We start from the raw sequence: 19,454 nt of genomic DNA on the forward strand, positions 1-19,454 counted from the left end.
AATCATCAGCCCCCGGACTCGGGGGCGTTTTTTTCGGAGAATCCATCATGACACTGACCGGCCAAATGCTGATCGGCGCCACCGCCGTCCTGGGCGCGGGCGCAGCGCAATACGCCATCAACCCGGCAACCGGCGAACGCCTGGAACCGGCCTTCCCCGCCGGCTCGTCCGACGACGTCGCGCGCGCCGCCGAGCTGGCCCGCGCCGCGTTCGACCCGTACCGCGCCGCACCGCTGGAAACCCGCGCGCAGTTCCTGGAAAGCATTGCCGAAGGCATCCTGGCTTTGGGCGACGCATTGATTGAACGCACTCACCTGGAAACCGGCCTGCCCGTGGCGCGCCTGCAAGGCGAGCGCGGTCGCACCGTGGGCCAGTTGCGCCTGTTCGCGCGTGTCGTGCGCGACGGCTATTTCCTGGATGCCACCATCGACCCCGCGCAACCGGAACGCCAGCCGCTGCCGCGCGCCGACCTGCGCCTGTCCAACGTGCCGCTGGGCCCGGTCGCCGTGTTCGGCGCCAGCAACTTCCCGCTGGCCTTCTCGGTCGCGGGCGGCGACACCGCCTCGGCTCTGGCCGCGGGCTGCCCCGTCATCGTGAAGGCGCACAACGCGCACCCCGGCGCCTCGGAAATGGTGGGCCGCGTGATCCAGGCCGCCGTCGCCAAGCACGGCTTGCCCGAAGGCACGTTCTCGCTGTTGTTCGGCGCGGGTAGCGAAATCGGCACCGCGCTGGTCTCGCATCCGGCCATTACCGCCGTGGGCTTCACCGGTTCGCGCCGGGGCGGCCTGGCGCTGGTCGCCGCCGCCAACGCCCGCCCGGTGCCGATCCCCGTGTATGCCGAGATGTCCAGCATCAACCCCGTGTTCCTGATGCCGGCTGCGCTGGAAGCGCGCGCCGAGGCCATCGCCAAGGGCTTCGTGGATTCGCTGGCCATGGGCGTCGGCCAGTTCTGCACCAACCCGGGCCTGGTCATCGGCGTGGAAGGCCCGGCGCTGGACCGTTTCCGCAAGGCGGCCGCCGAGGCCGTAGCGGCCAAGGGCGCGGCCACCATGTTGACCCCGGGCATCTTCGCGGCCTATCAGGACGGCGCGCAGGCGCTGGCCAGCCACGCCAGCGTGGCGACGCTGGGCCGGGGCGAAGCCTCCAAGCCGCAAGCCAACGCGGCCGGCGCGGTGGTGTTCGCCACCGAAGCCGACCGATTCCTGGCCTCGCACGAACTGGAAGCCGAAGTGTTCGGCCCCGCTTCGCTGGTGGTGGCGTGCCGCGACGTGGCGCAGATGACGGCCGTGGCCGAACACCTGGAAGGCCAGTTGACGGCGACCCTCTTCGTGGACGATGCCGACGTGGCGCTGGCCAAGTCCCTGTTGCCCGTGCTGGAACGCAAGGCCGGCCGCATCCTGGCCAACGGCTATCCGACGGGCGTGGAAGTCAGCCATGCGATGGTGCACGGCGGCCCCTTCCCGGCCACGTCGAACCCGGCGTCCACATCGGTCGGCGCCACCGCGATCCGCCGCTTCCTGCGCCCGGTCTGCTATCAGGACCTGCCCGACGCGCTGCTGCCCGATGGCGTCAAGCGCGCCAACCCCTTGTCGATCATGCGCATGGTCGATGGCGTCATGACGCCGGCTTGAAGCCGTTGCGGCGCGCGTGCAGAAGGCCCGGGCCGCGCGCCCGTGGCCTGACGCCGCCGCGCCACACTCGCTTGCGCGGCAGTTGCCAAGCCGCCCGGCGTCGCGCCATAATCTGCGCTCGCAATTAATTGATAAGTGTTCGCATTAGCATTAATGCTTGATGCGAACCGCGATCACGAGCGGGCGGGATCCTTGAGCGTTGCACCCCCTTTGTCCACCGACTTCGAACACCTGTACGGCAACCATCATCACTGGTTGCTGGCCTGGGTGAACTGGCGCCTGGGCAACGCGGCGGATGCAGCAGACCTGGCCCACGACGCCTTCGTGCGCCTGCTGACCCGCCCCTGTCACTTCGACACCCCGCAGCAGGCGCGCAGCTACCTGCGCAAAATGGCCAACGGCATGTGCGTAGACCTTTGGCGCCGCCGCAGCCTGGAGCAAGCCTGGCTGGATGCCCTGGCCGCCCAACCCGAACCCACCGTGTCGTCCGCCGAGGATCAGGCCATGGTGCTGGAGGCGCTGGGCGAGATCGACACCATGCTGCGCGAACTGCCGCCCAAGGTGGCGCACGCTTTCGTCATGGCGGTGGCCTGCGAAATGACAGACAACGAAGTCGCCGCAACGCTGAACGTGTCGGCGCGCATGGTGCGCAAGTACGTCGCCCGCGCGATGCTCTGCTGCATGAAGCTGGAAGCGCGGCTTGCCGCCGGGCTGTGCGACGAAGCGGTCGCGCCATGACGGCCATGGCCGCGGCGGAGCCCTCGCACCAGGTCATGGAAGAAGCCGCCGAATGGTATGCGCGGCTGCGCGGCGGGCAGGCCACGCCCGCCGAACAGCAGCAATGGCGGCAATGGATGGAACGCGGCGACGAACACCGGCAGGCGTGGCGCTACGTCGAACGCATCGACCGGCGCTTCACCCCCTTGCAGGCCAGCCCCGACCGCCACGCGGCGGTATCGGCATTCCGCGAGGCACGCCCCGCCGCGCCGCGCCGCCGCCAGGTGCTGCTTGGCCTGGCCGGCACGCTGGGCCTGTCATGGATAGGCTGGACCGCATGGCGCCAGACGCCTTTGTCCGCGCTGGTCTCGCTCTGGGGCGCGGACTATCGCGCGGGCGTGGGCGAAACGCGGCGCGTGACGCTGGCCGATGGCACCACGGTGTGGATCAAGGCATTGAGCGCGTTCAACGTGGCCTACAACGACACCGAACGCCGCCTTCAATTGACGGCGGGCGAAATTCTGATCGACACGGGCAAGGACCCATCGCGCCCCTTCATCGTGGACACTGGCCAAGGCCGCTTGCAGGCGCTGGGCACGCGCTTTTCGGTCAGCCAGGGCGATGCGGGCACGCTGGTCGCGGTCTATGACGGCGCGGTGCGCGTGAACACGCTGCGTTCGGGCGCTACCGAAATCATCGGCGCGGGCCAGCAGACGCGCTTCACGATGGACGACTTGCAACCCCTGACCCCCGCCGACCCTGCGCGCGAAAGCTGGCGTCAGGGTTTGCTGCTGGCCAACGGCACGCCCTTGTCCGATGTGGTCGCCGAACTGCGGCGCTACCATCCCGGCCATCTGGGCCTGTCTCCGCAACTGGGCCAATTGCCCGTCTTCGGCAGCTACCCGCTCAACGACGTGGAGCGGGCGCTGACCATGCTGGCCTCGGTGCTGCCCATCCGACTGCGGCGCACGCTGCCCTGGTGGATCAGCATCGAAGCGCGCGAGGCCTGAAAAAAATTCGCGCGGTGGTTCCGCATTTGGCGGCCTGCTTCGATTTAGGAAGGGAGAGTCCTCGCCACGCGAGGCATTGCCAACTTCCCTTACCTCATTGCACGAGCGCACAGGTTTCCGTCATGTCCCAACGTTTTCTTCCCGCGCCCACGCTGGCGCTGGCCATTGCCGTATCCGCGTGCTGGGCGCCAGCCCTGCATGCGCAGTCCGCGCCCGCAGGCCAATTGCTGACGTTCGATATCCCCGCCGCTCCGGTGGGCCAGGTGTTGACGCGGCTGGCCAATGAAACCGGCATCCTGCTGGCCGCCCCGCCTGGGCTGCTGGCCGGCCGCTTGAGCGGCGGCGTGCGCGGACGCTATACGCGCGCCGACGCCCTGGACCAGGCGTTGGCCGGCACCGGCTTGCGCGCCACGCGCGACGCGCCCAATCAGTTCCGGCTGTCCGCCCTGCCTCCGGCCGCCACCACCACGCTGGCGCCCGTCACCGTTACCGGCAGCGCGCTCGACACCGGCTTGCCACCCGTCTATGCCGGCGGTCAGGTGGCCAGCGGCGGCCGCATCGGCCTGCTGGGCAACATGAGCGACATGGACACCCCGTTCAGCGCCACGCAGTACACGTCCAAGCTGATCGAAGACCAGCAGGCGCAGAACATCGGCGACGTGCTGGTCAACGACCCCTCGGTGCGCAACACCTATTCGCGCGGCGCGGGCCGCGACGAATTCAACATCCGCGGCTTCACCCTGTTCAACTACGACGTGTCGTTCAACGGCCTGTATGGCGTATCGCCGCGCAACGCCAGCTCGCTCATCGGCGTGGAACGCGTGGAAGTGCTGCGCGGCCCCAACGCCTTGCTCAACGGCATGGCGCCCTATGGCTCGGTGGGCGGCGCGATCAACCTGGTGCCCAAGCGCGCCGGCGCCGAACCGCTGAACCGCTATACCCTTAGCTACATCGGCGATTCGCAATTCGGCGCGCACGCGGACCTGGCGCGCCGCTACGGCGACACCCAGGAATTTGGCGTGCGCCTGAACGTGGCGGGCAGCGGCGGCGACCTGCCCCAGGATGGCTCCCGCGAAAACCTGGGCGCGGTGGCGCTGGGCCTGGATTACCAGGGCGAGCGCCTGCGTGTGGACGGCGACATCAACTACCAGAACCGCACCACGGATGCGCGCAGCGGCCTGCTGTTCCCGCCGCCGCCCGGCCAGGACATCGGCCCCGCGCCCGACGCGCGCCGCAACTTCTTCCCTTCATGGACCTATTGGAAGACCAAGGAATGGTCGGGCGCGCTTCGCGCCGAATACGACCTGAGCCCGGACTGGACCGTGTACGGCGCGGTCGGCGCGCGCAAGCACGACTTTGAAAGCCTGCAAACCAGCTGGCTGATGCTGGACAGCAATGGCGACATCGGCGCCGTGCCTGCCCGCCTGAACGAATCCCTGTTGAGCAAGACGGGCGAAGTGGGCCTACGCGGGCGTTTTCACACAGGCGCGGTCAAGCACGAGCCGTCGGTGAGCGCCAGCGCGCTGGACATCGATTATTCCTCTGCCCGCATCCGCTCACGCACGGTGTTCTCCAACCTGTATGACCCGGCCGACCTGCCCAAGCCCGACATCGCGCGGCCCGGCGACCTGCCCAAGACGAGCGAGTCGCGCTTGTACAGCGTGGCGCTGGCCGACAAGATCTCGTTCCTGGATGACCGCGTGCAGTTCATTGCCGGCGTTCGGCATCAGCGCATCGAATCCACCAATTTCGATGCCGCCACCGGCCGCAGCACTTCCGACTACGCCAAATCGGCCGTCACGCCCGCTTTCGCCCTGACCCTGAGGCCCACGCAGCGCCTGTCGCTGTATGGCAACTACATCGAAGGCTTGAGCCAGGGCGGCACCGCGCCCGAGGGCGCCATCAACGCCGGCGAGGTGTTCGCACCTGAAATCGCCAAGCAGATCGAGGTGGGCGGCAAGTACGACTTCGGCGACTTCTCGACCACCCTGAGCGCGTTCAAGATCGACAAGCCCAGCAGCTTCCTCGACCCCGACACGCGCCGCTATGTCTCCAACGGCCAGCAGCGCAATCGCGGTCTGGAATTGCTGGTGCAAGGCGACGCCGCGCCCGGGGTCCGCCTGCTGGGCGGCGTCGCCTATACCGACGCGCGGCTGACGCGTACCGAAGGTGGGGTGAACGACGGCAATTGGGCGCCCGCCGTGCCGCGCTTTCAGTTCAACGCGGCGGCGGAATGGGATACGCCCTTCCTGCCGGGCCTGACCGTGACGGCGCGCATGCTGCGCACCAGCCAGCAATACGTGGACGTGGGCAACACCCAGACGATCCCCGGCTGGACCCGCTTCGATCTGGGCGCGCGCTATGCGTTCAACGCCAGCGGCACGCCGATGGTGGTGCGGGCAACGGTGGAAAACGTGTTCAACAAGAACTACTGGCAATCGGCGGCGCGCGAGGGCCTGACCGTCGGTGCGCCAAGGACCGTGCTGCTGTCGGTGTCGGCGGAATTCTGATCGACCCCGCCGCCCGTGCGTTACTGCGATGCGGCTGCCGCGATGCGCTGGCTGTCGCGCGGCAGTTCAACCCGGAAGCGGGTCATTCCGTCGCGCGATTCGGCGGAGATGCGGCCACGATGGCTCAACACGATCTGCTGCGCGATGAACAGCCCCAGCCCCAGTCCGTTGTGATTGTCGGCGCGGCGCTCGCCACTGCGAAACGGGTTGAACAGGTGCGGCAGCAAGGCGGGCGGTATCGTGCCGCCGTTGCTGACCGTCACGGTCACGCGGTCGGCCACGGTGCCATCGGCGTCCACCCGCACCGGCACCGTCTTGTCGCCATGATGCAGGGCGTTGCCGATCAGATTGGCCAACACCTGGCATAGCCGCTCGCCGTCCCAGATGCCATCCATGTCGCCCACGCACTCGCATTCGAGCTGGCGTTCGGGATGGCCCGTCTGCGCTTCATCCACCGTGCGGCGCACCAGCCCATCCATGCGCTGCGCCGCCCACGCCAGCGTCAGCCCGCCCGCCTGCCGGATGCGGGTGACGTCCAACAGGTCTTCGATCAGCCGCGCCATGCGCTCGCTGCTTTGCAGCATGCGTTGCGCCAGGCCGGCCACGCGGCTCGGGTCGGGTTGCCGTTGCAACAGGGACGCGCCCATCACGATCGATTGCAGCGGCGTGCGCAGGTCGTGGCTCAACACCGCCATGAACATCTCGTTGATGCGCAGGGCCTCGGTGCGCTCTTCCAGCTGCTGCGCCAGCGCGCGCTTGCGCTCGTGCAGTTCGAAGAACACGTTCGCCTTCATGCGCAGCATGTGCGGGTCGACAGGCTTGTACAGAAAATCGACGGCGCCGCTTTCGTAGCCGCGAAACTGCCAGTTCTGCTCGCGCGAGCCGGCGGTGATGAAGATCAGCGGAATGTGGCGCGTGCGTTCGCTGCCCCGGATCAGTTCGGCCAGTTCGAAGCCGTTCATGTCGGGCATCTGCACGTCCAGCAGCGCCAGCGCCACATCGGCGTGGTTCAGCAGCAGCTCAAGCGCTTCCGGGCCCGACTGGGCCTTGAGGACCTGCACCTTGTCGTTTTGCAGCAGCGCTTCCAGCGCGATCAGATTTTCAGGAACGTCGTCGACCAGCAGGCACTTGATGCGTTCTTCTTGCGGTTTGGCAGATGTCAGGAACATGGTGTCAAAGCGGGTTGAGGGTTACAGCACGGGCTGCGTCGGCAATTGGGCAAGCATCGCGGCGATCTCGGCGGGCGCAAGCGGGTGGCGCTCTGCCAAACGCGCCAAGGCCGCCAGCGGCATGGTGGGCATCGAGGAGGACTCCGGCGACTGCACCACCGCATAGCCGCCCGCAGCCTCGATAGCTGCCAGGCCGCGGGCGCCATCCTCGTTCGCGCCGGACAGCAGGATGCCCATCAGCCTGTCGCCATAGCAATCCGCAGCGGATTCAAACAGGACGTCAATCGACGGCCGCGAAAAATGCACGGGCGCGCCCACCGACAAAGCCAATCGCGGTCCCTGGTCCACCAGCAGGTGGTAGTCGGGCGGTGCGAAGTACAGATGGCCCGGCTGTATCCATAGCTGATCTTCCGCCTCCAGCACGGGCAAGGCGCAGCGTTCGCGAAAAATATCCACCAGCAGGCTGCGGCGGTCGCGCGGCAGATGCAGCACAACAATCACCGCCGCGCACAGCCGCGCCGGCAAGGCCGGCAGCAGCACATTCAGTCCATCGATCGCGCCCGACGAGCCGCCGATGACGATGGCGTCCCACGGACCCGCCGACCTGTTCGCCGACGCGGGCAAGGTCGGCGCGCTCACAGCCCCGCCTTTTTGCGGTAGATGCGCTCTTCAAGCACGAAATCGTCGAAATTGTCGGCCTGCCCAGTGAACCGCAGCGATTCCCGCGAGCCCAGGCCGAGGAATCCACGGTGCACCAGGGCGTCGTGGAACAGACCCAACGCACGGTTCTGCAGGTCGCGCTCAAAATAAATGAGCACGTTGCGGCAGGATATCAAGTGCACCTCGGCGAACACGCTGTCCGTCGCCAGGCTGTGATCGGAAAATACCATGTGTTCGCGCAGGCGCTTGTCGAACACCACCCGACCATACCGGGCCGTGTAGTAGTCCGACAGCGAACTGAGGCCGCCCGAGCGCGCGTGATTGCCCGTGAACGCGGCCACGCGGTCCAGGTCGAAGATACCCTGCTCGGCCGCTTTGAGCGCGTGCGGGTTGATGTCGGTGGCGTAGATCAGCGCCCGGTCCAGCAGGCCTTCTTCGGCCAACAGGATGGCCAGCGAATAGACTTCCTCGCCCGCGCTGCATCCGGCCACCCACACCTTGATCGACGGATACGTGCGCAGGATGGGAATGACCTCGGTGCGCAACGCCAGGAAGTAGCCCGGATCGCGGAACATGTCGCTGACCTGCACCGTCAGGAACTGCAACAGCGCGGTGAACACGGCCGGCTCGTGCAGCACGCGGTCTTGCAGCTGGGACAAGGTCTTGCAGCTGAACTGCGTCAGCGCGCTTTGCAGGCGGCGCTTGAGCGAGGCCTGCGCATATTCGCGGAAGTCGTAGTGGTAATGGTGATAGATCGCATCGAGCAGCAGACGCTGCTCGATGTCGGCAATACGCGCTTTGGCGGAGGCGGGCATGATGGTGTTCAGCGAAAAAGCGCGCGCGCGGGATCAGCTGCGCATCCAGACGCGCACCAGGGACAGCAGCCGTTCCACATCCAACGGCTTGGCGATGTAATCGTTGGCGCCAGCGGCCAGGCATTTTTCCTGATCGTCCTTCATGGCCTTGGCGGTCAGGGCAATGATCGGCAGGCGGCGCCATTCCGGGCGGTTGCGGATGTGGCGCATTGCCGTGTAGCCATCCATCTCCGGCATCATGATGTCCATCAACACCAGGTCGATGGCCGGCACGCCCTCCCCGCCAGCGCGTTCCAGCGCGTCCAGCGCTTCGCGGCCGTTGCGGGCGATTTCCACGCGCAGGCCGGTGGGCTCCAGGATGCTGGACAGCGCGAACACGTTACGCACGTCGTCCTCCACCACCAGCACCGTGCGGCCTTCCAGCGTCGAATCGCGGCTGCGGGCCAGCTCCAGCATCTGGCGATGCTCGGGCGGCAGCTCGGCTTCCACCTGGTGCAGGAACAGGGTCACTTCGTCGAGCAGGCGTTCGGGCGAGCGCGCGTCCTTGATGATGATGGACTTCGAGAAGCGGCGCAGGTGCTGCTCTTCATCGCGCGACAGCGCGCGGCCCGTATAGACAATCACCGGCGGGAACGACACGCTTTCCTGCTCGGCCATCTGTTCTAGTAACTCATAGCCACTGATGTCGGGCAGGTTCAAGTCCATCACTACGCAATCGAACGTGGCATCGCGCAGCAATTCCAGCGCCGCCGCAGCGGTAGCCGCAGGCACGATCTCGACATCGTCGCGCGCCAGCAACTGGCGCACGCTTTCGCGCTGGCGGTCGTCGTCTTCCACGACCAGCACGCGCCGCACATGTTGAGTGAACTTGGCTTCCAGCCGGCGCAACGCCTCGACCAGTTCTTCGCGCTTGACCGGCTTGAGTGCGTAGCCCACCGCGCCCCGGCCCATCGCTTCCTGCGCGTAATCCGCCACCGACACCACGTGCACAGGAATGTGACGGGTATGCGGATTGCGTTTGAGCTGGTCCAGCACGCCCAGGCCTGAAAAGTCAGGCAAGTTGACGTCCAGCACGATGGCGTTGGGCCGCTTGTGCAGGGCCAGCTCCAGGCCATCGGCGGCGGTGTGCGCCGTCAGGCAGCCAAAGCCCATTTCGCGCGCCAGGTCGGCAAGAATGCTGGCAAAGCGTTCGTCGTCCTCGATCACGAGGATGCTGCGATCCGGTTCGGAGCCTACGCTAGCGGACGGCTGCTCGCGCGGCGCCGGCGCGGCGGGCGGTGGGTTGCGGGTTTCGACGGCGGCAAATACCGGCTTGGCCGTGCGCGGGAACGGCGCGACACCGCCATGCGCGCTGGCGGCTGGCGCGGGCGGCGCGCTTTCCAGGCGCAGCGGCACTTCCAGTGTGAAGACGCTGCCCTGGCCCGCCGTGCTGGTCACCGTCAGCTTGCCGCCCAGCAGTTCAGCCAGATCGCGCGAAATCGACAGGCCCAACCCGGTGCCGCCGTACTTGCGATGCGTGCTGCCGTCCGCCTGCCGGAACGCTTCGAATATCAGTTCCTGCTGTTCGGCCGGCACGCCGATACCGGTGTCATGAACGGCAAAACGCACGCGGTCGCGGCCGCTGCGCGACACGCGCATCGCCACCGAACCGCGCTCGGTGAACTTCAGCGCGTTCGACAACAGATTCTTCAGTACCTGCCCCAGGCGCTTGGCGTCGGTCTGCATCGTGGCGGGGACGGCGGCGTCGATGTCCAGCTCCAATACCAGGCCCTTTTCCACCGCCATCGGCCGCATCGGCTCCAGCAGGCGTTGCAGGGTCGAGGCGATGGTCACCTGTTCGACTTCCACCGTGGCCTGGCCGGCTTCGATCTTCGCCAGATCCAGGATGTCGTTGATCAGCGCCAGCAGATCGCTGCCGGCCGCGTAGATGGTCTGCGCGTACTTGACCTGCTCGGTGCTGAGGTTGCCGGGCTTGTTGTCCGACAGCAGCTTGGCCAGGATCAGCGTGGAATTCAACGGCGTGCGCAGCTCGTGGCTCATGTTGGCCAGGAACTCGCTCTTGAATTGGCTCGCCTGCGTCAGCTGGCGCGCCTTTTCGGTCAATGCGTCCTGCACGCGCAGCAATTGTTCGGCCTGCGATTCCAGATTGGTATTGGTCTGCTCAAGCTCGGTCTGTTGCAGCTCCATGCGCGCCTGCGACTCTTGCAGGATGCGGCTTTGCTGCTCTAGCTCTTCGTTGCTGACGCGCAGCTCTTCCTGCTGCGTTTGCAGCTCTTCGGCCTGGCGCTGAGTCTCTTCCAGCAACGACTCCAGGCGCGTGCGGTCCTGCCCCGAACGGATGGCCGAGGCCAGCATTTCCGAAGCCCCTTCCAGCAGGCTGCGTTCAACCTCGCCGACCGCGCGGTTAAAGCCCAGTTCGATCAAGGCATAGACACGCCCGTTCATCATGGAAGGCGCCAGCACCAGCTCGGCCGGGTTGGACCGGCCCACGGCCGACGCCACTTCCAGATGGCCCGCGGGCACGTCACGCACGTGCAGCAGGCGGCGCGACGTCACCGCCTGGCCAGCCAAGCCTTCGGCCGGCAGGATCTTGCGCGCCAGCCGCTCGGGCGGCAGCGCAAAACCGCCAAACAATTCGAGTTCACCGGTGCCACGGTCCAGCACATAGCCCGCGCCCACATCCGCGCCCAGGTACTCGGCCAGATAGTCCAGCGCGCGCTTGCCGATTTCATCCAGGCGCAGGTCGCCCTGCAAGCGCATGCTCAGGCCCGACAAACCGGTGGTCACCCACGACTGCCGCGCTTTGGTCTGGTATTCCCGCACGGTCATGCCGGCCGACACCGAGATAAGCACCAGCAGCAGCAACGAGCCGCCCCATGAGTAATAGGCCGATGTGGTGGCTGCTTCGGCCCAGGCATCCCGGCCTGCCGCCAATTCGTCCATCTGGCGGCTGTACAGATCGCCGACCAGATCGCGCATGCGATCCATCGCGTCCTTGCCGGCGTCGGTCCGCACGACGGCCATCGCGCCTTCAACGTTGCCCGCCTTGCGCAGGTCTATCGTCTCTTTCAGTTCTTCGAGCTTTTGCCGGGTGATGCCTTCCATGTCGTTGACGATGCGGCGCTGCGCCGAGTCATAGGAAGTGGAATCTTTCAGGGTGGCAAGGCGCTGCTCGATCAATGGCAGCGCGCGCAGATACGGTTGCAGATACGACAGCTCGCCGGTCAGCAGATAACCGCGCTGGCCGATCTCGGCGTCCTTGAGCGCGGAGTTGAACAGACTCAACTGGCGCAGCGTTTCCGTATTGCGGTCCATGGCCTTGACCGCCTCGATCCGGCTGTCGGTCGAGCGCACGTTGACGAAAGCAATCAGCAAAGTCGCCAAGGCCGCTACCAGGAATCCGGCCGCTAAAGTCCGGGGAAAGGCAGAACGGCTGGCAGGCTGCGACGACGATTTCGGCATGGTAGCGGGGTAGGTTCAAGGGTGGGGCTGGCGGCGCGACGCCACGACGCGGCGGGCCTCTGCGTGAATGAGGCGCGGTCGTGGCCATCGGGCCCTAAGCGCTGGACTATACCTGTTTTGGCGCCATCCGAAAAAGCGGGGCCGCATTCCAAACCCTGTGCGCACCGCGCGGGACGGAAGACGGCATGCCGACCGCTCCGCCCGCCCGTTGCGCGGCCCTGCGCTACTGCACCCGCAGCTTCCCATCGGCGATGATCTTCGCCCATTTGTCTTGTTCACCGGTTTGGAAAGCGGTGAACTGCGCGGGCGTATTGGGCGTATACGCCAGCCCCAACCCCTTCATCTTGGCGTTGACCTCCGGCTTGGCGATGATCGAAGCAATGCTCTGATTCAGGCGCTCGACCACGGCCACCGGCGTATTGGCGGGCGCATAGATCGCCTGCCAACTGCTGACGTCGAATCCCGCCACGCCCGCTTCCTGCATGGTCGGTACGTCGGGCATGACCTCGGTGCGCTTGGCCGAGGTGACAGCCAGCGCGCGCACCTTGCCGCTTTGCACATACGGCAAGGCGACCAAAGCCGTTTCGAACGAACTTGGGATCTGCCCACCGATCAGGTCCTGGATGGCCGGCGCGCTGCCTCGATACGGTACGTGGGTCAGGTGCGCGCCCGTCAGTTGCTTGAAGACCTCGCCCGACAGATGTTGCGAAGTGCCCTGACCCGCCGAGCCGAAGGCGATGGTGTCAGGGTTCGCCTTGCCTGCCGCCACGACGTCCTGCACGGTCTTGTAAGGCTGGTTGGCGCCCACCAGCAAGACGTTGGAAATGCTGCCCAGCAGGATCACCGGCGCAAAGTCGCGCGCGGCGTTGTAGTTGATGCCCGGCAACAGCGATGGGTTGATGGCGTGCGTGGCGATGGTGCCCAAGAGCAACGTGTAGCCGTCCGGTTTGGCGCGCGCCACGGCGTCCGCGCCCAACACGCCGCCCGCCCCGCCCTTGTTTTCCACCAGGACGGTCTGGCCCAGGCTGGCCCCTAACTCCTGCGCGATCATGCGCCCGAGGATGTCCGACGTGCCGCCCGCCGCGAACGGCACCACCAGGGTGATCGGCTTGGCGCGGGGCCACTCGTCGGCGGCATGGGCGGCGGTGGTCAGGGCGATCAACGCCAGGGCGGCGGACGTGCGGCGCAGAAGCTGGGGAGCGTTCAAACGGGGTGCTTTCAAGCTTGTCTCCTAAGAATTTTGATCTTGTACGTTGTCGTATGACTTGTTGAGTCAGGAGAATACTGCGCCTGCACATTGCGATTCAATATAGGGATATTCCGAATCTGTCGGGGACCATTTCCGCTTGCTTTCATAGGGCACGCGCTCTCGCTTCAGACCTATTGCGCCGTATGACTTGTATGTTGTACGATGACATACATCTACTCGCGGGCCGACAAAATCCAGGCCCATTCGCTTTTCCTATCCCTCCTTTCTTATTGGATGACAGGCATGACGACTCCCCAGGAACTCAAAGAAATCGTTTCGGAAGGTTTGCTGTCCTTCCCCGTGACGGACTTTGACCAGAACGGCGATTTCAACGCCAAGACCTACGCCGCACGCCTCGAATGGCTGGCCCCTTACGGCGCCACGGCGCTGTTCGCTGCCGGCGGCACTGGCGAGTTCTTCTCCCTGGCGCCCCAGGAATATTCCGACGTCATCCGCACCGCCGTGCAGACCTGCGCCGGCAAGGTGCCGATCCTGGCTGGCGCCGGTGGCCCCACCCGCACCGCCATCGCTTACGCGCAAGAAGCCGAGCGCCAAGGCGCCAAGGGCATCCTGCTGCTGCCGCACTACCTGACCGAAGCCTCGCAGGACGGCATCGCCGCCCACGTCGAACAGGTCTGCAAGTCGGTCAAGATCGGCGTCATCGTCTACAACCGCGCGCAATCGCGTCTGTCGGCTGACAGCCTGGCCCAACTGGCCGAGCGCTGCCCCAACCTGGTCGGCTTCAAGGACGGCATCGGCGACATCGAAGCCATGGTCCGCATCCGCCGCAAGATGGGCGACCGCTTCTCGTACCTGGGTGGCCTGCCCACCGCCGAAGTCTATGCAGCCGCCTACCGCGCGCTGGGCGTGCCGGTTTACTCGTCGGCCGTGTTCAACTTCGTGCCCAAGACCGCGATGGACTTCTACCGCGCCGTCGCGGCCGGTGACAGCGACACCACCAACCGCCTGCTGGATGATTTCTTCCTGCCCTACCTGGAAATCCGCAACCGCAAGGCCGGCTACGCCGTCAGCATCGTCAAGGCGGGCGCCAAGCTCGTCGGCCACGACGCCGGCCCCGTGCGTGCACCGTTGACCGACCTGACCGGCGAAGAAATGGAAATGCTCAACGCCCTCATCAAGAAGCTCGGCCCCCAGTAAGCGCCGACCGCTTCAAGCCACTCGGCTGAACAAGACGCCCTCGGATGACGAGGGCGTTTTTTTTCGCGATGACTCGTGCCGAATCACAGTCCCTGCTTCGCTTCGTCGAGCAGCCATTGAGCAAACGCTTGTATTGGCTCTCTGCTCAGTCCGATGGGCTCGGGAAGGATGAGGCAGAAGGTTTTGGAAATGGTTTTCCCCTCTGGCCACGGGGCCACCAGACTTCCTCGCGCAAGTTCGGTTTCAACGTAGAGGCGCGGTACCAGCGCGACACCGAGGCCGCCCAATGCCGCTTCTATCAACATGCCATGAAGGTCATAGCGCGCGCCAATTGCAGGATTGGTCAGCGGGGTTCCCGTCTCCTGGGAGTACTGAAGCCAGGCGTCCGGATTCTGTCGTCGGTGCAAGCGCGGTAGTTCGTCCAGTGCGGTTTTTCGTTTGCGTCCAGCCAGAAGTTCAGGATGGCAAACGGGAATCAGCACTTCGTGCAAAAGTTGGTGAGTCCGCATTCCCGTCCACGCGGGATGCTCGAAATGAATCGCTGCATCGAATCCGCTCCCGGCCAGGACGAAAGGCTCCATACGCTCGGCCAAATGCACAGTGATGTTCGGATGCTTCCGCTGGAATCGTCCCAAGCGAGGAATGAGCCATCGCATCGCGAAGGTCGGGATGATGGCAATGTCCAGGCTCGCTCCATCGTTCGGCTGCCCCATCAAGTACTGACTGTCCCGATCCAGGCGGTCAAGCGATTCGCGGACCTGGGCCGCGTAGCGTTCCCCGTTGGGCAGAAGGCGGACACGATTGCCGACCCGTTCGAACAGCGTGACTCCAAGGAAGGCTTCCAGCCGACCAATCTGGCGACTGATGGCTCCTTCAGTCAAAGACATTTCCTCTGCCGCGCGCGCAAAGCTGCCGTGGCGGGCGGCCGCTTCGAATGCCATCAGGGCCGTGCTGCTGGGGATCTTCCTACGCATGAGCGTTCCTGGCTTGAAGCTGGTGATCGGTTTAGCTTGATTTTTTGTCACTGAAGCATACCGACAAATCGTTTTGAACGCCGATATGCCGGTCATACCATGATGAAACGTCAACAACGAGGACCGAACGCACAAACGGTTCGGTAGCGAGTGATTCCATGATCTATACCGTTGAGTGCAGCTTTGCCGACCCAGCCAGCGAAGCCGAGTGGAATGATTTCTACAGCCTGGAAAAGCTGCCCGCGCTCATTTCCGTGAGCGGATTCCATACTTCGCAGCGCTTCAAAGCGTTGAGCACTGCTTGCCCCGTCTACCTTGCCTTGCACTCGATCGACGGGCTGGCCGTGCTTGAGGGCGATGAGTACCGCCAGAAGGGTGGCGGCAATTTCGCTCGCTGGCAGCAGCACATCACCGATTGGCGCCGCAATCTTTATGGCGGCCTTGAACGCGCGCCTGCCATCGGTGAAGAAGACCATCTGATCGTGAGCGCGGCCGGTCCCGAGCCGCTGATCGAGATGGGGCTCAAGCCTGATCTGATGCGGGCCGTCGCATTGGAGAAATTTCCGGAAAACAGGTGGCTGGCGAAGCTGGATCGCTCCATCGGTCTCAGTGTGGAAACCCTTCCGAAGGACGTGCATCTCTATGCCCCGATGACCGCGCAATTGACGCCTTCATGGCGCGACGGGATGAGGCCATAAAGCGCCATACAGGGCTGACGGCGCGCATCCGTTGCTTCGGCTATCCGACCCCTGCCATCTACGCGCGGAACTGATGACGCACAAGGAGCGCCACAATGAACAAAATGAAATTTCCAGGCCAGCAGATCGGAGAGTTTTCGGTCACGGCCATCAGTGACGGATACCTATTCGCAAGTCTGGATCTTCTCTCCAATATCGATTCCATGGAGGCGTCCAAGTTGCAGCAGGACGCAGGCGTGAGCGACCCTTCCTCAATCCACATCAACTGCTATCTGGTGCGGGGATGGGGTCGCACGATCCTCATCGACGCAGGCGCTGGTGGATTCAAGCAATGGGGTGGAAAGTTGATCGCGAATCTCGCACTTGCTGGGGTGCAGCCCTCTGACATTGACACCATTCTTCTGACGCATGCCCATCCCGACCATGTTGGGGGGCTGCTTGACTCGTCAGGGGAAGCTGCCTTTCCCGATGCAGAGTTAGTCATCCACCAGCGTGAGGTTTCTTTTTGGAAGGATGATGGCAACCTCAGCCGGGCGAGCGAGCGGGCTCGTGGCAACTTTCTGTTTGCCCGGAAGGTGTTCGATCAATATCGGGAGAAGATGCGCACGTTTACTGATCGCGAAGTTCTGCCTGGCATTGGCGCCGTGCCCCTTCCCGGACATACCGCAGGGCATTCCGGTTACCGCATCGAATCCGATGATCGTAGTCTGTTGATTTGGGGGGATATCGTTCATTTCCCCCAGATCCAGATTGCTCGTCCCGACGTATCCATTGCATTCGATCAAGATCCGATTCTTTCAGCCGAAACACGATCAAAACTGTTGGATGTTGTCAGCTCGGACAAAATCCTTATTGCTGGCATGCACCTTGGCGAGCTTGGATTCGGGCACATCAAGCGTAACGGTGCGCTCTACGAGATTTCCTATGAAGCCTAGCGGTCGGTGGAGACAAGACTTCGTGGATAGGTGATGCACCGTGAGCCAACAATACCGGTATGCAAACACCGCCATTGAAACCACGCCTTGAAGCCTGTATGTTGTCATACAGCATGCGCTTTTCAGGCGCGCCGTGTGCTCAAACCGCCCCGCACGCCGTCTGTCGCCCACCCCGGAGGGCGTACACTTGCGGCTCCGGACGCGGGCCCCGCCCGCCAATACTGCCCTACCCCCTATAAGAGAGACGATGGAAACTCCCGCCCGGCCCCGCCAGCGTTCGCGCCTGACAGACGTGGTCATCGAGGAACTGAACAAGCGCCTGGATGCCCGCACCTATCGCGCCGGCGACAAGCTGCCGTCGGAACATGCGCTGTGCGATGAATTCAACGTTAGCCGCACCGTCATCCGCGAAGCGGTAGCGTCGATGCGCCTGAGCGGCCGGCTGGTCAGCAAGCCCGGCATCGGCGTGTTCGTCACCGAAGACCGCGAAAAGCCCATCGACTTCGTCGTCGAACCCGCAACCGATCCGCGCTGGGCGCTGCACATCATGGAGCTGCGCGCCGGGCTGGAAGTCGAAGCCTGTGGGCTGGCGGCCGAGCGCCGCAGCGCCTCCGACCTGAGCGGCATCGTCGAAGCCTTCGATGCCTTCAACCGCGCTACGCGCGACATGGAAGCGGCCGTCAAGGCGGACTACGAGTTCCACCTGTCCATCGCCAAGGCCTCCAACAACCCGCATTTTCCGGCGCTGCTCAAGGCGGCGGTGCGCGACGTCATGCTGGACCTGAACATCAAGCACGGCGGCAAGACACCCGAAGAACTGGAAACCTACGAAACGCGCAACGTGCGCGAACACGAAGCCATCCTGACGGCCATCATGCGCCGCGATCCCGGCGCCGCGCGCGCCGCCATGGCCCGCCATCTGGGCGACAGCATTGCGCGCTACCGCAAGCTGCTGTCGCACGCCCCCGCGCCGTAAGGCGGCGATTCTCTTGCACGAACCGTGTCCGCCCCGTCACGGGCGGCACGGCAATTACGGGAATCCCCTTACTTGCTCACTTGTATGACAGCTGCCATCATACGTCTCATGACTTAGCGATCCGCATTGACGCCCAGCCTGCTGGCGCGGCAAGCCGCAAAGCCTGACCCTCGTTATGACCCTCGTTGTACAAGTACCGCCGATGAGTCCGATCCTCTCTCTACGCACGACGTTCCAGCGCTACACGACGCGTATCCATCGGCACACCCCCTGACCGCCTGACCCGGCGCGTCCCGCCCTTATCGGGCCCGCTTTCCTTCCCCTTTCGCGTACACATTCCGTTGCCGCCCCTGGCTGGCGCTCGGCTGCGCGTGCGCGGGAGGTTTCGGCTACCCCCGCTTATCCCAAGCGTTTTCGACCCCCCTCCCCAGGAGCAATCTCCATGCGTAAGTTTCTGACCACCGCCGTTGCGGCGACTTTGCTGTGCGTCGCCTCTGGCGCGCAAGCCGGCGTGACGTTCGATGCCGTCAAGAAAAAGGGTTTCTTGCAGTGCGGCTTCGCCGGCATTCCCGGCTTCTCGGTGTTGGATAGCAAGGGCGAATGGACGGGCCTGGATGTGGACATGTGCCGCGCCGTGGCCGCCGCCATGTTCGGCGACGCATCCAAGGTCAAGGGCAACGTGCTGACCGCGCAAGCCAAGTTCACCGCGCTGCAATCGGGCGAGATCGACATGCTCTCGCGCAACACCACGCAGACGCTGACCCGCGACACCACGCTGGGCCTGATCGGCGTGGGCGTGAACTTCTATGACGCGCAGGGCCTGATCGTCAAGAAGTCGATGAACGTGAAAAGCGTGAAGGAGCTGGACGGCGCGACGATCTGCGTGCAGCCCGGCACCACCACCGAACTGAATCTGGCGGACTACTTCCGCAGCCGCGGCCTGACCTTCAAGCCGGTGCTGGTCGAGAACTACGACGAGAACTTCCGCCTGCTGGAATCGGGCCGCTGCGACGCCTACACGAACGACAAGTCCAACACCGCCGCCAACATGCGCACGCGCCTGGCCAAGCCGGAAGACTGGGAAATCCTGAGCGAGAACCTGTCGAAAGAACCGCTGGGCCCGATGGTCCGCCAAGGCGACGAGCAATGGTTCAACGTGGTGCGCTGGTCGCTGAACGCGATGCTGGAAGCCGAGGAATACGGCATCACGTCCAAGAACGTGGACGAGATGTTGAAGAGCACCAATCCGAACGTGCAGCGCATCCTGGGCGTGACGCCGGGCATGGGCAAGAACCTGGGCCTGGACGACAAGTGGGCCTACAACATCATCAAGCAAGTGGGCAATTACGGCGAAAGCTATGACCGCGCGATGGGCAAGGACAGCCCCCTGAAGCTGGAGCGCGGCCTGAACAAGCAATGGACCCAGGGCGGCCTGATGTACGGCTGGCCCGTGCGTTAAACCTGCGCGCCGCGCGCCCTTGCGCGGCTTC

At 64.8% G+C, this 19,454-nt stretch carries 15 protein-coding genes; 9 read left to right on the forward strand and 6 right to left on the reverse strand.

What is annotated here, in order from left to right; translation table 11 throughout:
* Nucleotides 1-47: 47 nt before the first annotated feature.
* The 4 genes from API01S_RS06120 (at nucleotide 48) to API01S_RS06135 (ending at nucleotide 5,868) form a co-directional block, all read left to right on the forward strand.
* On the forward strand, nucleotides 48-1,631 hold the full coding sequence (locus API01S_RS06120; RefSeq protein ID WP_061303640.1) for an aldehyde dehydrogenase (NADP(+)): 1,584 nt from the start codon (nucleotides 48-50) through the stop codon (nucleotides 1,629-1,631).
* Nucleotides 1,632-1,784: 153 nt separating this feature from the next.
* Nucleotides 1,785-2,369 carry a sigma-70 family RNA polymerase sigma factor gene (locus API01S_RS06125; RefSeq protein ID WP_006219402.1) on the forward strand — a complete coding sequence of 195 codons (585 nt, stop codon included), beginning with the start codon at nucleotides 1,785-1,787 and terminating at the stop codon, nucleotides 2,367-2,369.
* Nucleotides 2,366-3,358, forward strand: a complete 993-nt coding sequence (locus tag API01S_RS06130) for a FecR family protein (protein WP_061303644.1) — start codon at nucleotides 2,366-2,368, stop codon at nucleotides 3,356-3,358. Before API01S_RS06125 ends, API01S_RS06130 begins: the two co-directional genes overlap by 4 nt.
* Nucleotides 3,359-3,480: 122 nt before the next feature.
* Complete coding sequence (locus tag API01S_RS06135) at nucleotides 3,481-5,868, forward strand: TonB-dependent receptor (RefSeq protein ID WP_061303646.1); 2,388 nt, start codon at nucleotides 3,481-3,483, stop codon at nucleotides 5,866-5,868.
* Nucleotides 5,869-5,888: 20 nt separating this feature from the next.
* On the opposite strand, the gene API01S_RS06140 is transcribed toward API01S_RS06135, so the two are convergent.
* The 5 genes from API01S_RS06140 to API01S_RS06160 all read right to left on the reverse strand — a co-directional run bounded on the left by API01S_RS06140 (nucleotide 5,889) and on the right by API01S_RS06160 (nucleotide 13,181).
* Entirely contained in the window at nucleotides 5,889-7,037 is a 1,149-nt protein-coding gene (locus API01S_RS06140) for a hybrid sensor histidine kinase/response regulator (protein ID WP_050728836.1), read from the reverse strand.
* A gap of 21 nt (nucleotides 7,038-7,058) precedes the next feature.
* On the reverse strand, nucleotides 7,059-7,676 hold the full coding sequence (locus API01S_RS06145; protein WP_174544662.1) for a chemotaxis protein CheB: 618 nt from the start codon (nucleotides 7,674-7,676) through the stop codon (nucleotides 7,059-7,061).
* A complete protein-coding gene (locus API01S_RS06150) occupies nucleotides 7,673-8,512 on the reverse strand; it encodes a CheR family methyltransferase (RefSeq protein ID WP_061303647.1) in 840 nt (279 codons plus the stop codon). Before API01S_RS06150 ends, API01S_RS06145 begins: the two co-directional genes overlap by 4 nt.
* 33 nt (nucleotides 8,513-8,545) lie before the next feature.
* Nucleotides 8,546-11,974, reverse strand: a complete 3,429-nt coding sequence (locus tag API01S_RS06155; protein WP_061303649.1) for a response regulator — start codon at nucleotides 11,972-11,974, stop codon at nucleotides 8,546-8,548.
* A 223-nt stretch (nucleotides 11,975-12,197) separates the two neighbouring features.
* Nucleotides 12,198-13,181, reverse strand: a complete 984-nt coding sequence (locus tag API01S_RS06160) for a Bug family tripartite tricarboxylate transporter substrate binding protein (protein WP_061303651.1) — start codon at nucleotides 13,179-13,181, stop codon at nucleotides 12,198-12,200.
* Between the two features lie 285 nt (nucleotides 13,182-13,466).
* Here API01S_RS06160 and kdgD point away from each other — a divergent pair, with 285 nt between their 5' ends.
* Nucleotides 13,467-14,381 (forward strand): 5-dehydro-4-deoxyglucarate dehydratase, encoded by a 915-nt coding sequence (gene kdgD / locus API01S_RS06165; protein WP_061303653.1) that lies wholly within the window; start codon nucleotides 13,467-13,469, stop codon nucleotides 14,379-14,381.
* A gap of 83 nt (nucleotides 14,382-14,464) precedes the next feature.
* Here the strand turns inward: kdgD and API01S_RS06170 are convergent, their stop codons facing one another.
* A complete protein-coding gene (locus API01S_RS06170; RefSeq protein ID WP_061303655.1) occupies nucleotides 14,465-15,355 on the reverse strand; it encodes a LysR substrate-binding domain-containing protein in 891 nt (296 codons plus the stop codon).
* A 158-nt stretch (nucleotides 15,356-15,513) separates the two neighbouring features.
* Here API01S_RS06170 and API01S_RS06175 point away from each other — a divergent pair, with 158 nt between their 5' ends.
* The 4 genes from API01S_RS06175 (at nucleotide 15,514) to API01S_RS06190 (ending at nucleotide 19,423) form a co-directional block, all read left to right on the forward strand.
* Nucleotides 15,514-16,053 (forward strand): hypothetical protein, encoded by a 540-nt coding sequence (locus API01S_RS06175; protein WP_061303657.1) that lies wholly within the window; start codon nucleotides 15,514-15,516, stop codon nucleotides 16,051-16,053.
* 95 nt (nucleotides 16,054-16,148) lie between these two features.
* On the forward strand, nucleotides 16,149-16,988 hold the full coding sequence (locus tag API01S_RS06180) for an MBL fold metallo-hydrolase (RefSeq protein WP_061303659.1): 840 nt from the start codon (nucleotides 16,149-16,151) through the stop codon (nucleotides 16,986-16,988).
* Between the two features lie 247 nt (nucleotides 16,989-17,235).
* Complete coding sequence (locus tag API01S_RS06185; protein ID WP_006219389.1) at nucleotides 17,236-17,964, forward strand: FadR/GntR family transcriptional regulator; 729 nt, start codon at nucleotides 17,236-17,238, stop codon at nucleotides 17,962-17,964.
* Between the two features lie 442 nt (nucleotides 17,965-18,406).
* A complete protein-coding gene (locus API01S_RS06190) occupies nucleotides 18,407-19,423 on the forward strand; it encodes an amino acid ABC transporter substrate-binding protein (protein WP_006219388.1) in 1,017 nt (338 codons plus the stop codon).
* Nucleotides 19,424-19,454: the final 31 nt, after the last annotated feature.

The organism is Achromobacter piechaudii NBRC 102461 (genome assembly GCF_001571245.1).
GTDB classification, from domain to species: domain Bacteria; phylum Pseudomonadota; class Gammaproteobacteria; order Burkholderiales; family Burkholderiaceae_B; genus Achromobacter; species Achromobacter piechaudii.